The 13,607-nt window shown below is 66.1% G+C and carries 10 protein-coding genes; 4 read left to right on the top strand and 6 right to left on the bottom strand.

The features are described 5' to 3' along the window. The first annotated feature begins 3 nt into the window (after positions 1-3). The 4 genes from HFK18_RS12185 (at position 4) to HFK18_RS12200 (ending at position 4,523) form a co-directional block, all read left to right on the top strand. Positions 4-2,247 carry a TonB-dependent receptor gene (locus HFK18_RS12185; RefSeq protein ID WP_180166441.1) on the top strand — a complete coding sequence of 748 codons (2,244 nt, stop codon included), beginning with the start codon at positions 4-6 and terminating at the stop codon, positions 2,245-2,247. Next, entirely contained in the window at positions 2,247-3,836 is a 1,590-nt protein-coding gene (locus HFK18_RS12190) for an alkaline phosphatase D family protein (RefSeq protein WP_180166442.1), read from the top strand. Before HFK18_RS12185 ends, HFK18_RS12190 begins: the two co-directional genes overlap by 1 nt. A gap of 211 nt (positions 3,837-4,047) precedes the next feature. Next, a complete protein-coding gene (locus HFK18_RS12195) occupies positions 4,048-4,266 on the top strand; it encodes a hypothetical protein (protein WP_099821131.1) in 219 nt (72 codons plus the stop codon). Then, entirely contained in the window at positions 4,263-4,523 is a 261-nt protein-coding gene (locus tag HFK18_RS12200) for a hypothetical protein (protein WP_180166443.1), read from the top strand. Before HFK18_RS12195 ends, HFK18_RS12200 begins: the two co-directional genes overlap by 4 nt. 62 nt (positions 4,524-4,585) lie before the next feature. On the opposite strand, the gene HFK18_RS12205 is transcribed toward HFK18_RS12200, so the two are convergent. The 6 genes from HFK18_RS12205 to HFK18_RS12230 all read right to left on the bottom strand — a co-directional run bounded on the left by HFK18_RS12205 (position 4,586) and on the right by HFK18_RS12230 (position 13,161). Then, on the bottom strand, positions 4,586-4,822 hold the full coding sequence (locus HFK18_RS12205; RefSeq protein ID WP_180166444.1) for a hypothetical protein: 237 nt from the start codon (positions 4,820-4,822) through the stop codon (positions 4,586-4,588). A gap of 278 nt (positions 4,823-5,100) precedes the next feature. Next, positions 5,101-6,537, bottom strand: a complete 1,437-nt coding sequence (gene lpdA, locus HFK18_RS12210) for a dihydrolipoyl dehydrogenase (RefSeq protein ID WP_032951934.1) — start codon at positions 6,535-6,537, stop codon at positions 5,101-5,103. A 63-nt stretch (positions 6,538-6,600) separates the two neighbouring features. Then, positions 6,601-7,800, bottom strand: a complete 1,200-nt coding sequence (gene sucB, locus HFK18_RS12215) for a dihydrolipoyllysine-residue succinyltransferase (protein ID WP_099821127.1) — start codon at positions 7,798-7,800, stop codon at positions 6,601-6,603. 39 nt (positions 7,801-7,839) lie between these two features. Further along, the gene (locus HFK18_RS12220) at positions 7,840-10,671 is read right to left on the bottom strand and encodes a 2-oxoglutarate dehydrogenase E1 component (RefSeq protein ID WP_100460485.1); all 2,832 of its coding nucleotides are present in this window, start codon (positions 10,669-10,671) and stop codon (positions 7,840-7,842) included. 186 nt (positions 10,672-10,857) lie between these two features. Next, entirely contained in the window at positions 10,858-11,760 is a 903-nt protein-coding gene (locus HFK18_RS12225) for a GNAT family N-acetyltransferase (RefSeq protein WP_180166445.1), read from the bottom strand. A 3-nt stretch (positions 11,761-11,763) separates the two neighbouring features. Next, positions 11,764-13,161 (bottom strand): cupin domain-containing protein, encoded by a 1,398-nt coding sequence (locus tag HFK18_RS12230; RefSeq protein ID WP_180166446.1) that lies wholly within the window; start codon positions 13,159-13,161, stop codon positions 11,764-11,766. Between the last annotated feature and the right edge of the window lie 446 nt (positions 13,162-13,607).

Here is a 13,607-nt window from a genome sequence, read left to right on the forward strand (position 1 = left end):
CCCATGTCTTGCCATGCTCCGCTTCGCCGCAATCTGCTGGCCCTGCTGGTCTGTGCCTCACTGCCTTCGCTGGCCGCCGCTGAAACCGCTCCTGCCGTCGACGCACAGTCGGCCACTACCCTGGATTCGGTCTCGGTGATCGGCCGCGGCGAGGCACGCCAGGTCCAGCGCGTGACGGCCGAGGACATGAAGGTGCTGCCACCCGGCGCCAACCCGCTGAAGCTGCTGGCCAGCAAGCCGGGCGTGCATTTCGAATCAGCCGATGCCACCGGTGCCTACGAGTGGTCCACCAGCATCAGCCTGCGCGGCTTCAACCAGAACCGCCTGGGCTACACGCTCGATGGCATCCCGCTGGGCAACATGAGCTATGGCAACAGCAACGGCCTGCACATCAGCCGCGCGGTGATCAGCGAGAACCTGGGCGGCGCCGAGGTCTCCACCGGTATCGGCGCGCTGGGCACGCCGTCGACCAGCAACCTGGGCGGCGTGTTCCAGTTCTATTCCATCGATCCCTCCACCGAATACGGTGTCGTGCTGGCGCAGAGCCTGGGCAGCGACAGCGCGCGCCGCAGCTATGCCCGCCTGGAAACCGGCGAACACCAGGGCTTCGCCGCCTACCTGTCCGGTGCATATTCGGAGAGCGACAAGTGGAAGGGCAAGGGCTCGCACGAACTCAAGCAGTTCAACGGCAAGGCGACCTACAACTTCGGCGTCGACAGCCGCATCACCGCGCTGTTCAACGCCTCGCGCCGGGTTGAAGCCGATTACCAGGACCTGTCGCTGGAGATGATCGATCGCCTGGGCTGGAACTGGGACAACTATGCGCCGGACTGGAACCGTGCCCTGGCCGCTGCGCGTGGCCAGTACAGCGGCGGCGTCAACAGCCCGTGGGATGCGTACTACTCGGGTCACGGCCTGCGCAACGATGATGTCTCCAGCATCGCCGGTGACTTCGGCCTCAACGAGACGATGCGCCTGAAGGTCAATGTCTACAACCACAGCAACCGCGGCCAGGGCCACTGGTTCAGCCCGTCCAATCCGTCCAACCCGGGCACCAGCCGCGAGATTCCGATCTCGATCCGCACCACCGAATATGCGATCGACCGCACCGGCGTGACCTCGGCGTTCACCTGGAACGTGGCGGGCCATGAGCTGGAAGCAGGCCTCTGGTACGAAGACAACGGCCACAGCGTGCAGCGCAACTTCTACTACATCGATGGGCCGATCACCGACGACTTCTTCCTGCGCAATCCGGACCAGCGCGTGTGGCACCAGCGCTACACCACCATCACCCGCCAGTTCTACGTGCAGGACCGCTTCCGCCTGTTCGATGACCGCCTGACCATCGACATCGGCGCCAAGTCGCCCAACACCCGCACCAGCGTGCGCACGCCGCTGGGCAGCTACGCCAGCAACAGCAGCCTGACCGCGAAGAAGGGGCTGCTGCCGCAGGCCGGCTTCAACTTCAAGCTGGACGAGCGCAATGAAATCTTCGGCTCCTATGCGAAGAACATCGCGGCCTATGCGCTGGGCGTGGGCAGTCCGTTCAATGTCCCGCAGGTGGCGTTCGATGCCAGCGCCAAGGACCTGAAGCCGGAACAGTCGCGCACCATCGAACTGGGCTGGCGCGGCTACGGCCAGGGCTATGAAGCCTCGGTCGCGGTCTACGACGTCAAGTTCGACAACCGCCTGCTGGCCATCGCCCAGTGCGTTGGCATCCTGGGTTGCCCGGCGCTGTATTCCAACGTGGGTTCGGTAACCAGCCGCGGTGCCGAGGCGACCCTGCAGCTGAAGCCGATGCGCGACCTGAGCTGGTCCAATGCGCTGTCGTGGAATGACAGCAGCTACGACAACGACTACGTCAACAACGGCGTGGTGCCGACCCGCGGCAAGAAGACGGTCGACACGCCGGAATGGATGTTCGCCAGCACCCTGGCGTGGACGCCGGGCCCGTGGGACCTGCGCCTGGCCGCCAACCACGTCGGCAAGCGCTACGTGACCTACACCAATGACGTCTCCGTGCCGAGCTACTGGCTGATCAATGCGTCGGTGGCCTATGACATGGGCAAGCTCGGCCCGGCGCAGAACCTGACCCTGGCACTGAACCTGACCAACCTGGCCGACAAGCAGTATCTGGCAACCATCAACACCAACGGTACCTACGCCGCTGATCCCACCCGCAGCCTGGCGACCATGCAGGTCGGTGCGCCGCGGCAGGTGATGGCCACCGCAACCGTGCGCTTCTGATGAAGCACATCGCCGATCCGGAAACCCGCCGTCGTCTGCTGCGCCTGGCCTGGCAGGGGACCGGAGCGGCGATCGCACTGGCGGCCATGCCCGGCGTCGCCGCCACCGGTCCGCGGCCGCGACTGGGGCGCGATCCGTTCACCCTCGGCATCGCCGCAGGTGATCCGGATCCGCAGGGCGCGGTGCTGTGGACGCGTCTTGCACCGGATCCCCTCAACGGCGGTGGCATGCCGTCGCGGGCGATCCCGGTGCGTTGGTTCGTTGCCGAAGATCCGTCGATGCGCCGGCTGGTGCAGCGTGGCGTGGCGGCGGCCGTGCCGGAGCTGGCCCATTCGGTGCACGTGGAAGTGACCGGCCTGCGTCCAGGGCGCGATTACTACTATCGATTCGCCTGCGACGGCGGCGAGGAGAGTGCGGTCGGGCATTTCCGCACCGCGCCGCTGCCGGATGCGCAGCTGCAGCAGCTGCGGCTGGCGCTGTGCACCTGCCAGGCCTGGAACAGCGGCTACTACCCGGTACTGGCGGATATCGCCCGCAGCGATGTTGATCTGGTGCTGCATGCCGGTGACTACCTGTACGAATACAGCCCGTTGCAGAACGCGCGTGGCAGCACCCTGGATGCACAGCGCTTCAGCGGTGAAACCCTCAGCCTGGAGCGTTATCGCGACCAGTACGCGTTGTACAAGCTCGACCCGGACCTGCAGGCCGCGCACGCCGCACACGCCTTCGCGGTGATCTGGGACGACCACGAAGTGCAGAACGACTATTCCGGCATCCATCCGGAAAAGAGCGACGTACCGACCGAGGACTTCATCGTCCGTCGCGCCGCGGCGTATCGCGCGTTCTACGAACACCTGCCGATGCGCAGTACGCCCACCGGCAACGGTGGCCTGCGCGTGCACCGTCGCCTGCGCTACGGCGACCTGGCCCAGCTGACGCTGCTGGATTGCCGTCAGTTCCGTCCCGCCAATCCCTGTGGCGTCGGCGAATCGGCGCGCTGCGAGGCGGCGCTGGACCCGCGCATGAGCATGCTCGGGGTGGGGCAGGAGGCCTGGTTCGCGCAGTCGATGGCGGCTGCGGCGGGAACGCGCTGGAACGTGGTGGTGCAGCAGCTGTTGATGGCGCAGTTGCGGTTGGAGCAGGGCACGCCGCGCGAACGTTTCTGGAACGACGCCTGGGATGGCTACCCGGCCGCCCGCAAGCGCCTGCTGCAGGCGATGCAGGCCGGTGGGCAGGGCAACGCCATCGTACTGGGCGGCGACTGGCACTCCACGTTCGTCAATGACCTGAAGCTGGATTTCGATGCCGGGGATGCAGCGGTGATCGCCACCGAGTTCATCGCCCCGGCGATCAGCAGCGGTGGCGATGACACCCCGTATGGCCCGTATTACGGCCCGTCGATCCCGCAGAATCCGCACATCCGGTACTTCGATGGTGACCGGCGTGGCTGGTGGAAGCTGCAGTTGAACCGGCAGACCGTGGACGCGGAACTGCGCTTCGCCGACAGCGTGCTGCGGCGCGATGCGGAAGTTCGCACTGCCGCCCGGTTCCAGGTGAGCCACGGTCGTCCGGGGGCAGTGCCGGTGTAATGGCGGGTGCGGACCTCCTCGGTGGGTGCGGACCTTGGTCCGCACACTCATGCAACCCGCCGGGCATGGCCCGGCGCTACCGGGCAGAGGCAGGGCGCAGATCGACCGGTTTCGTCGCCCCCAGCCGGGTTTCATCGCAAACCGTTTGCCCGGGCCGGGGCAGGGCGCCAAGGTGATGGCAGGCGGCGGGGTGCCGCCGAGGGAGCCTGTGATGAAGACCTTGTTCGCGCTCGGTGTGTGGTGCCTGTTGTTCGTGCTGTGCTGGCCGTTGGCGATCCTCGCCTTGATCGCCTGGCCGTTCGTATGGCTGCTGAGCCTGCCGTTCCGGTTGGTCGGCATCACGTTCTCGGCGCTGTTCGCCTTCCTGCGCGCGCTGTTCATGCTGCCGGCACGCCTGCTCGGCGGTGGCCGCGGCGCGGTGACGGCATGAGGCCGCTGCTCATCGCGATGCTGGCGCTGCTGATGGCGGCGCCGGCCTGGGCCAGGCAACCGACGTCGGCCTACCTTGAGCGTCAGCACCCTGCCGGCAAGACGGAAGCCAAGGCGACCGACAAGGACGCCGGCAAGGAGAGCTGCCGGGTGGTGAAGGAATGGAAGGTGGGTGAGGTGATCGCCCAGCACCGTATCTGTGACGATCCGCCGAAGCCGGACACTACGGACCGGGAAACTGCACCGCCGCAGCGTTGATGCGCGACCCGCGATGGGTGCAGGCAGTCCCGGCACGCGCCAGGACCCGGACGACGCACGACTCAGCCCGAGGGCGGTCGGCCAATAGCCAGCGACCGGACCAGCTCTTCGCCGGTCGCGGCGATTTCGAAATCCACACCGTTGAAGGTGACGGAATTGCCGTTTGCCAGCGCGTATCTCGGCAGGCCTTCGGCCAGGCGTGCGCCGGGAAGAATCGTCGCGTCGAACTGCGGCCAGAACTTGAACACCAATACTCTGCGGCCATCTTCGCCGCGGGTCTCGATTCGTTCGTTTTCCATGGAAATCTCCACTGTCTGAGCAGCCCCACGAGCAGGTGCGGGAGCACCACCTGTCGCGCATCCGTGGCTTGGCGATGCAACGCGACCTCAGGGGTGAGCCTACCGCACTGGAGGTCGACGCCCGTGTGAGGGCGAGGGTGACACTGTTTGCCTGCCACGCGCCGAGTGCCAATGGGCTCCGCCCTTGCTCCGCAGTCATCGTGCAACAAAAAACCCCGCCGAGGCGGGGTTTCAGCATCCGGGGATGCCGGCCAGCGGCCGGCACTACCCGCGAACGATCAGTTCGCCTTGTGGATCGCGCGCTTGCTCACGGCCATTGCCGCGTCGTGCACCACTTCCGACAGCGACGGGTGGGCGTGGCAGATGCGCGCCAGGTCGTCGGCCGAACCGCTGAACTCCATGGTCAGAACGCCTTCGTGCACCAGCTCGGACACGTTGGCGCCGACCAGGTGCATGCCCAGGATGCGATCGGTTTCGGCGTGGGCCAGAACCTTCACGAAGCCTGCCGGCTCGATCATCGCCACGGCACGGCCGTTGGCGGCGAACGGGAAGCTGCCGGCCTTGTACGGGATGCCCTCGGCCTTCAGCTGCTGCTCGGTCTTGCCGACCCAGGCCAGCTCCGGCTCGGTGTAGATGACCCACGGAATGGTGTCGAAGTTGACGTGGCCGGGCAGGCCGGCGATCAGTTCGGCAACCGCGATGCCTTCCTCGAAGCCCTTGTGTGCCAGCATCGGGCCGCGCACGCAGTCACCCACCGCCCAGACGCCATTCACGCCGGTGTGGCAGTGCGCGTCGACTTCGATCTGGCCACGCTCGTTGATCTTGACGCCGGTACCTTCGGCCAGCAGGCCCTTGGTGGCGGCGCGACGGCCGACGGCCACCAGCAGCTTGTCCACCACCAGCGACTTCTCGCCTTCGGCGTCGGTGTAGGTCAGGGCGACTTCCTTCTTCTTGCCCTTGCCGGTCACTTCGGCCTTGGAGACCTTGGCACCCAGGCGGATGTCCAGGCCCTGCTTCTTGAATTCCTTGGCGGCGGTCTTGGCCACTTCGGTATCAGCCGCCGCCAGGAAGTCCGGCAGCGCTTCCAGGATGGTCACTTCCGAACCCAGGCGCTTCCACACGCTGCCCAGCTCCAGGCCGATCACACCGGCGCCGATCACGGCCAGGCGCGCCGGCACTTCGGTGAAGTCCAGGCCGCCGACGTTGTCGACGATGGTCTCGCCGTCGAACTTGGCGAACGGCAGTTCGATCGAATCCGAACCGGCGGCGATGATGACGTTGGTGCCCTTCAGCTCGACGACCGAACCGTCATGCTGGGTGACCTTGACCACGTTGCCCGGCTGCAGTTCGCCGAAGCCGTAATAGGCGGCGACCTTGTTGGCCTTGAACAGCATGGCGATGCCGCCGGTGAACTGCTTGACGATCTTGTCCTTGCGGCCAACCATCGCCTCGACGTCCATCTTGGCATCCTTGAAGCTGATGCCGTGGTCGCCAAAGATGTGGCCCATGTTCCAGAACTGGCGCGAGGAATCCAGCAGCGCCTTGGACGGGATGCAGCCCACGCGCAGGCAGGTGCCACCCAGGGCCGGCTTGCCGTCCTTGCCCAGCGCTGCGTCGATGCAGGCGGTCTTCAGGCCAAGCTGGGCCGCGCGGATGGCAGCGTGGTAACCGGCCGGGCCGGCACCGATGACGACGACGTCGAATTGTTCAGCCATTGAAATAGTCCTTGTTGCATTACCAGAACCCCTCCGCGCAGGCGCGGAGGGGCGGGAGGTCTCTTACAGGCCGAACAGCATGCGGCCCGGGTTTTCCAGCTGGTTCTTGATGTCCACCAGGAACTGCACCGAGTCCTTGCCGTCGATGATGCGGTGATCGTAGGACAGCGCCAGGTACATCATCGGCGCGATCACGACCTGGCCGTTCTGGGCGATCGGACGCTCCTTGATGGCATGCATGCCGAGGATGGCGCTCTGCGGCGGGTTGATGATCGGGGTCGACAGCAGCGAACCGAAGGTGCCGCCGTTGGTCACGGTGAAGGTGCCGCCCTGCAGTTCTTCCAGGCTCAGCTTGCCGTCACGGGCCTTCTTGGCGTAGTCGGCGATGGTCTTTTCGATGTCGGCGAACGACATGCGCTCGACGTTGCGCAGCACCGGCGTGACCAGGCCCTTCTCGGTCGACACGGCGATCGAGATGTCCGAGTAGCCGTGGTAGATGATGTCGTCGCCGTCGATCGAGGCATTGACCAGCGGGAAGCGCTGCAGCGCGTTGGCGGCGGCCTTCACGAAGAAGCTCATGAAGCCGAGCTTGATGCCGTGTGCCTTGACGAACTCGTCCTGCAGTTCCTTGCGCGCCGCCGACACCTTGGACAGGTCGACTTCGTTGAAGGTGGTCAGCATGGCGGTGGAGTTCTTCGACTCCATCAGGCGCTCGGCGATGCGCTTGCGGATGCGGGTCATCGGCACGCGTTCTTCCGGACGTGCGCCACCGGCCTTGCCGGCACCGCCGTTGCGGGCGAAGTTGACGATGTCTTCCTTGGTGACGGCGCCACGACGGCCGGTGCCATCGACGTCGGCCGGATTCACGCCTTCGGTGATGGCGCTGAAACGGGCGCCCGGCGGCAGTGCATCGGCAGCCGACTTGGCAGCCGGGGCCGGAGCAGCGGCAGCGGCCGGAGCAGCAGCGGCCGGAGCGGCCTCAGCCTTCTTTTCTTCGGCAGCCGGAGCCGGGGCAGCGGCCACGGCGCCTTCTTCGATGATCGCCACGACCTGGCTGGAAGTGACGGTGTCGCCTTCCTTGAACTTGATTTCCTTGATCACGCCATCGACCGGCGACGGCACTTCCAGGACGACCTTGTCGGTTTCCAGGTCAAGCAGGTTTTCGTCGCGCTTGACGGCGTCGCCCACCTTCTTGTGCCAGGTGGCGATGGTGCCGTCGGCGACGGATTCGGGCAGTACCGGGGCTTTGACTTCGGTGGCCATGCGGGAGCTTCCTGGTTTGTCTTCTAAATAGGGGGAGAGTTATTCAGCGAACGAGTCGTTGAACGGGTTGACCAGTGCATCGGCGACCAGCTGCTGCTGTTCGCGGACGTGGTCAGCCATGTGACCGGCAGCCGGCGAAGCCGAACGTGCGCGACCGGCGTAGTGCAGGCTCTGGCCATCGGCCAGGCAGAACTGCAGGTGGTGGCGGATCTGGTACCACGCCCCCTGGTTCTGCGGCTCTTCCTGCGTCCACACCACGTCGGTGGCCTTGCCGTACTTCTTCAGTTCGGCAGCCAGCAGCGCACGCGGGAACGGATACAGCTGCTCCACGCGGATGATCGCCACGTCGTCCTGGCCACGCTTGGTCTGGTCTTCCAGCAGGTCGTAGTAGACCTTGCCCGAGCACAGCACCACGCGCTTGACCTTCTTGGCATCTGCATTGGCATCGCCGATCAGGTGCTGGAATTCGCCATTGGCCAGCTCGTCCAGGGTCGACACGGCCAGCTTGTGGCGCAGCAGCGACTTCGGCGACATCACCACCAGCGGCTTGCGGGTGGTGAGGTGCTGCTGGCGACGCAGCATGTGGAAGGCCTGCGCCGGGGTCGACGGCACCACCACCAGCATGTTCTCCAGCGCGCACAGCTGCAGGAAGCGCTCCAGGCGCGCCGAGCTGTGTTCCGGACCCTGACCTTCATAACCGTGCGGCAGCAGCAGGGTCAGGCCGGAAATACGGCCCCACTTTGCTTCACCGGCGGCGATGAACTGATCGATCACCACCTGGGCGCCGTTGGCGAAGTCGCCGAACTGGCCTTCCCAGATGCACAGGGTGTTCGGATCGGTGGTCGAGAAACCGTACTCATAGGCCATCACGGCTTCTTCGCTGAGCAGCGAATCGATGATGGTGGCCTTCTCCGGCGAATCCACCAGCTGCCGCAGCGGCAGGTAGTAGTTGTCGGTCTTCTGGTCGTGCAGGATCGCGTGGCGGTGGGTGAACGTACCGCGGCCGACGTCCTGGCCGACCAGGCGCAGGGCACTGCCTTCATCCAGCAGGGTGGCGTAGGCCAGGTTCTCGGCAAAGCCCCAGTCGCCCGGGATCTCGCCGGCAGCCATCTTGCGGCGGTCGTCGTACACCTTGGACACGCGCGAGTGCAGCTGCACTTCTTCGGGCACGGTGTTGATCAGCTTGGCCAGCGCGACCAGCTTGTCCTTGTCGACCTTCGTCGACACCGGGTCGGACAGCTTGCCTTCCAGCAGCTTGGGCCAATCAACGAACAGCGGGCTGGTCGGCGGGGTCTTTTCGACCTTGGCCAGCTCGGTGGTCACTTCACCGGCATCGAGCTTCTCACGGTACGCATCGACCATCGCCTTGCCGGCACCGGCGGCGATCACGCCAGCCTTTTCCAGCTGCTCGGCGTACATCTCGCGGGTTGTGGCGTGCTTGCGGATCACCTGGTACATCAGCGGCTGGGTGATCGCCGGCTCGTCGGCCTCGTTGTGGCCCCAACGGCGGTAGCACATCAGGTCGATGACCACGTCCTTGGCGAACTTCTGGCGGAACTCGAACGCCAGCTGCGCGGCGAACACCACCGCTTCCGGATCATCGCCGTTCACGTGCAGCACCGGCGCGGCGATCATCTTCGCCACGTCGGTGGCATAGCGCGTGGAGCGCGTATCCAGCGGATTGGAGGTGGTGAAGCCAACCTGGTTGTTGACCACGATGTGCACGGTGCCGCCGACGGCGAAGCCGCGGGCCTGCGACATCTGGAACAGCTCCATGACCACGCCCTGGCCGGAGAAGGCCGCGTCGCCGTGGATCAGGATCGGCATCACCTGCTTGCGCGCGGTGTCCTTGCGGCGTTCCTGGCGCGAACGCACGGAACCGGCAACTACCGGGTCGGCGATTTCCAGGTGCGACGGATTGAACGCCAGCGCCAGGTGGACTGGGCCACCTTCAGTGGCGACGTCGGCGGAGAAGCCCATGTGGTACTTCACGTCGCCGGCCGAGGCGTGCTCGTCGTGCTCGAACTTGCCTTCGAATTCGTCGAACAGCTTGCGCGGGTTCTTGCCGAGGGTGTTGACCAGCACGTTCAGGCGGCCACGGTGGGCCATGCCCACCACCACGTCCTTGACGCCATCCTTGCCGGCGCTGCGGATGATGGTGTCCATCATCGGGATCAGCGAGTCGCCGCCTTCCAGCGAGAAGCGCTTCTGGCCGACGTACTTGGTGTGCAGGTAGCGCTCGAGGCCTTCGGCGGCGGTCAGGCGCTCCAGCGTACGGCGCTGGGTGTCAGCGTCCAGCTGGTAGTTGCCACCGGCCAGTTCCAGCTTCTTGTAGATCCACTGGCGCTGCTCGACCTCGGAGATGTGCATGAACTCCGCACCGATCGAACCGGTGTAGGTCGCCTTCAGGCGCGCCAGCAGGTCACGCAGCTTCATGCGCGGCTGACCGCCCACGCCGCCGGTGCTGAACTCGCTGTTGAGGTCAGCATCGGACAGGTTGTGGAAGGGCAGGCCCAGGTCCGGGGTGTTGACCGGAGCGGCCAGGCCCAGCGGGTCCAGGCGGGCGTCCAGATGACCACGCGAACGGTAGGCGGTGATCAGGCGACCGACATTGCGCTCGCGCTCATCGCCTGCACCGGTGCCGGTGCCTGCTTTCAGCGCATCCTTGGCCGCGTCCGCGATGTGGGAAATGACGGCCGAGTGCGGAATGTCGCCTGCTTCGCGGCCCTTGAAGCCGTCGAAGTAGGTTTTCCATTTGGGATCGACACTATCCGGGGAGACCAGGTACTGCTCGTACAGGTCCTCGACATAGGAGGCGTTGCCGCCGGCGAGTTGCGAAGATTGCGCAAACTGCTTCAGTTGATTGTCCACGATGGAGGGTGCTGATTCGCTTTGTGGGGTATGGCTTCAGAAGGACCCGGCACGAAGATGAATAGCCATGCACGGGCGCGTTCAAACGGCCAAATTGTACCCCCATCCGGACACGAAGGGGCAGCGACGAGGGCATCGGGCGTCCCCCGGTGTCGGTCCCAGACAGGTTGAGCGCACCGGTCGCGGTCAGATGCCGAGTGCGCGCAATTCGCTGCATTCGCGCGAACGGTCCCAGACACGCTGCAATTGCTGCTCGAACGGCTGCGAACGTGCCGGCAGCGCGATTGCGGATTCGCCGTCGAGGCGATGACCGATGAGACGAAAGTAGAAGTCGCCTGCATCGTTGAGCAGACAGGCCGAGGCCAGGGCGCGATCGATCGGATCGGCCACCTCGCGGAACTGGATCACACTGGGAAGGCGCTGGAACAGCGCCAGCAGTGGCGCACCGGCGCTGGCGATGGCGGCCGCGTCATGCACGATCACCCGCAACTGCTTGTCGTGGCGGGCGGTGACGAAGCGGCGCAGGGCCGCCTGCACCGGTGGCGCATCCAGCAGGCCGGGGTCCAGCTGCCGGCTGTGCAGCCACAGCCGGCGGCGTGCGCGGTGGATGATTGCCGTGGTGATCGCCACCGCTTCAGCACGGCTGTCGATGGCGGAAACGGCTTGCAGCCGGCGCCGCATCTGCTGGTGGCCGATGCCGGCTTCTTCGAATTCCGGGCCTTCCGGCAGGAAGCCCTGGCGGGCGTAGAAGTCGCGGGCCGGCAGCTGCGCATGCAGGTGCAGCTCGGCCAGGCCGAGCTGGCGCCCGGCCTGTACCAGCGCCTCCAGCAGGGCCTCGCCAACGCCGTGGCCGCGATACGCAGCCAAGACCGCCATGCGGCCGATGCGACCATCCGGCGCCAGCCGCCCGGTGCCGACCGGTTGCCCGTCGGCATCCAGCGCCAGCACGTGGGCGCAGACCGGGTCCAGGGCATCGCGCTCGAGTGCGGCGTCGATGCCCTGTTCCTGCACGAACACCCGTTGGCGCACGTCGTGGATGGCGACGTGGGCCTCGGCATGGCGTACCTGCTGGACCCGCAGTGGGCTCATGGCTCAGGCGTGGCTGGGGTCGCTGTCGTCTTCGTCGTGGTCGTCGAAGTTGACGATCACTTCAATGCCGTCATCGTGCACGGTCACCAGATGGACGTCATCGGACATGGCGTCAGCGTCGATGACCTCGACCTGCTCGCGGCCCTCGATCACCTCACCCAGCACCGCTTCCTCCTCGTCGGCATACACCTCGTTCGGATCGATCAGCTGGAACACACCGCCGACCAGCAGCTGCTGGAGTACTGTGCGGCCCTTGTCGGACAGGCCGCGGTAGGCGGCAGCGTCGAGCTGCTCCGCACCGGCCAGGCGCTGCGCGTCCTTGACCGGCAGGGCGAAGTCCTGGCCGCTGACATACAGGCTGGCGCCGCGCTTGGCCCGGCGCCAGGCCAGGCGCGCCCACGGGTGACGCTGCAGCAGCAGGCCCGACTGCAGGGCCTCGAGCACTTCTTCCTGCGGTGGCGCGGCCTGGTGGGCCATCACCTCGCCGGCGGCGCGGTAGGTGGTGATGAAGCGGCCGAACCAGTCACCCAGCTTGTCCGGGTCATTCATGCGAATGGCGTTGAGCGCGGTGATCACCCGCGCCATCGCCACGGTGTCGATCTCGTTCGGGTCGGCCGGTGCCTTCAGGTCAGCGTCCTGGTAGCGGATGTTCTCGTCGGCGTCGGCGATCAACGTGTCCAGATAATCACTGATCAGCTCGGCCGAGGACGGTGCACGCATGCCGAACGAGAACGTCAGGCACGGGTCTTCAGCGACGCCGTGATGCGGCACGTTCGGCGGCAGGTACAGCATGTCGCCCGGCGCCAGCACCCAGTCGTGGGTCGGCTTGAACACTTCCAGCAGCTTCAGTTCCACGTCGGGGCGGAAGCCCAGCGGCGGGCGCTTGCCCTTGATCGATTCGCTGGCATCGATCTGCCAGCGGCGGTGGCCGTGGGCCTGCAGCAGGAACACGTCGTACTGGTCGACATGGGCGCCGACCGAGCCACCGGTAGCGGCGAAGCTGATCATCACATCGTCCATGCGCCAGCGCGGCAGGAAGCTGAAGTGTTCGATCAGGGCGCGCACGTCCTTGTCCCACTTGTCCACGTCCTGCACCAGCAGGGTCCAGTCGTGGTCGGGCAGGGCGGGGAAGATGTCTTCCTGGAACGGGCCGCTGCGCACGCGCCAGCTGTCCTGGGCCTTGTCGTGCTCGATCAGGCGGGCCAGCACGCCCTCTTCGCAGGCCAGGCCGGCCAGGTCTTCCGGCTGTACCGGGGTCTGGAAGTCGGGAAAGGCGTTGCGGATCAACAGCGGGCGTTTCTGCCAGAAATCGCGCAGGAACACGGCCGGGGACATGCCCAGCGGCTGGCCACGACGGGCGGTGACTTCGATCAGGGGGGAGGTGGACTTGCGGGCGGCCATGGGGGAGTTCCTTGCAGCGGAAAGCGGGAGGGGCGGCGTGGCGGGCCGCCAAGGCCTCCATTGTCCGACGTTCGTTGGGATTGCGCACGTGCGGTGGTTTGTCGCGGGGTTCCGGCCAACGGCTGAGCCCCTCGTGGCGACATCTTGGTAGGGTCGACTGTTAGTCGACCGGCTTCATGGGCTTGGCCGGGCGGGTGGGCCATGCAGGGGACGCTGCAAGTACGTCCCTGTAAGCTTGGCCGCGGCATCCATGCCGCGGACACCCCCGCGCAGCCCACCCGCCCGGCCCCTGACAGTTTCCTGCGTGGCCCGCCACGGAATGGAAGAAAATCAAAGGCAAGAGCGGGTCGCGCGCTGCGCTTGCTCGTGCATCTGTAGAGCCGAGCCCACGCTCGGCTTGCTGTTGGAACAAGCAGCCGAGCATGGGCTCGGCTCTACAAAGACCC

This window comes from Stenotrophomonas sp. SbOxS2 (genome assembly GCF_013416715.1).
GTDB lineage: Bacteria > Pseudomonadota > Gammaproteobacteria > Xanthomonadales > Xanthomonadaceae > Stenotrophomonas > Stenotrophomonas lactitubi.

Excerpts from the sequence above, each read along its gene's own strand:
- HFK18_RS12185 (WP_180166441.1), top strand. The coding sequence starts at position 4 with ATGTCTTGCCATGCTCCGCTTCGCCGCAATCTGCTGGCCCTGCTGGTC.
- HFK18_RS12190 (WP_180166442.1), top strand. The coding sequence starts at position 2,247 with ATGAAGCACATCGCCGATCCGGAAACCCGCCGTCGTCTGCTGCGCCTG.
- HFK18_RS12195 (WP_099821131.1), top strand. The coding sequence starts at position 4,048 with ATGAAGACCTTGTTCGCGCTCGGTGTGTGGTGCCTGTTGTTCGTGCTG.
- HFK18_RS12200 (WP_180166443.1), top strand. The coding sequence starts at position 4,263 with ATGAGGCCGCTGCTCATCGCGATGCTGGCGCTGCTGATGGCGGCGCCG.
- HFK18_RS12205 (WP_180166444.1), bottom strand. The coding sequence starts at position 4,822 with ATGGAAAACGAACGAATCGAGACCCGCGGCGAAGATGGCCGCAGAGTA.
- lpdA (WP_032951934.1), bottom strand. The coding sequence starts at position 6,537 with ATGGCTGAACAATTCGACGTCGTCGTCATCGGTGCCGGCCCGGCCGGT.
- sucB (WP_099821127.1), bottom strand. The coding sequence starts at position 7,800 with ATGGCCACCGAAGTCAAAGCCCCGGTACTGCCCGAATCCGTCGCCGAC.
- HFK18_RS12225 (WP_180166445.1), bottom strand. The coding sequence starts at position 11,760 with ATGAGCCCACTGCGGGTCCAGCAGGTACGCCATGCCGAGGCCCACGTC.
- HFK18_RS12230 (WP_180166446.1), bottom strand. The coding sequence starts at position 13,161 with ATGGCCGCCCGCAAGTCCACCTCCCCCCTGATCGAAGTCACCGCCCGT.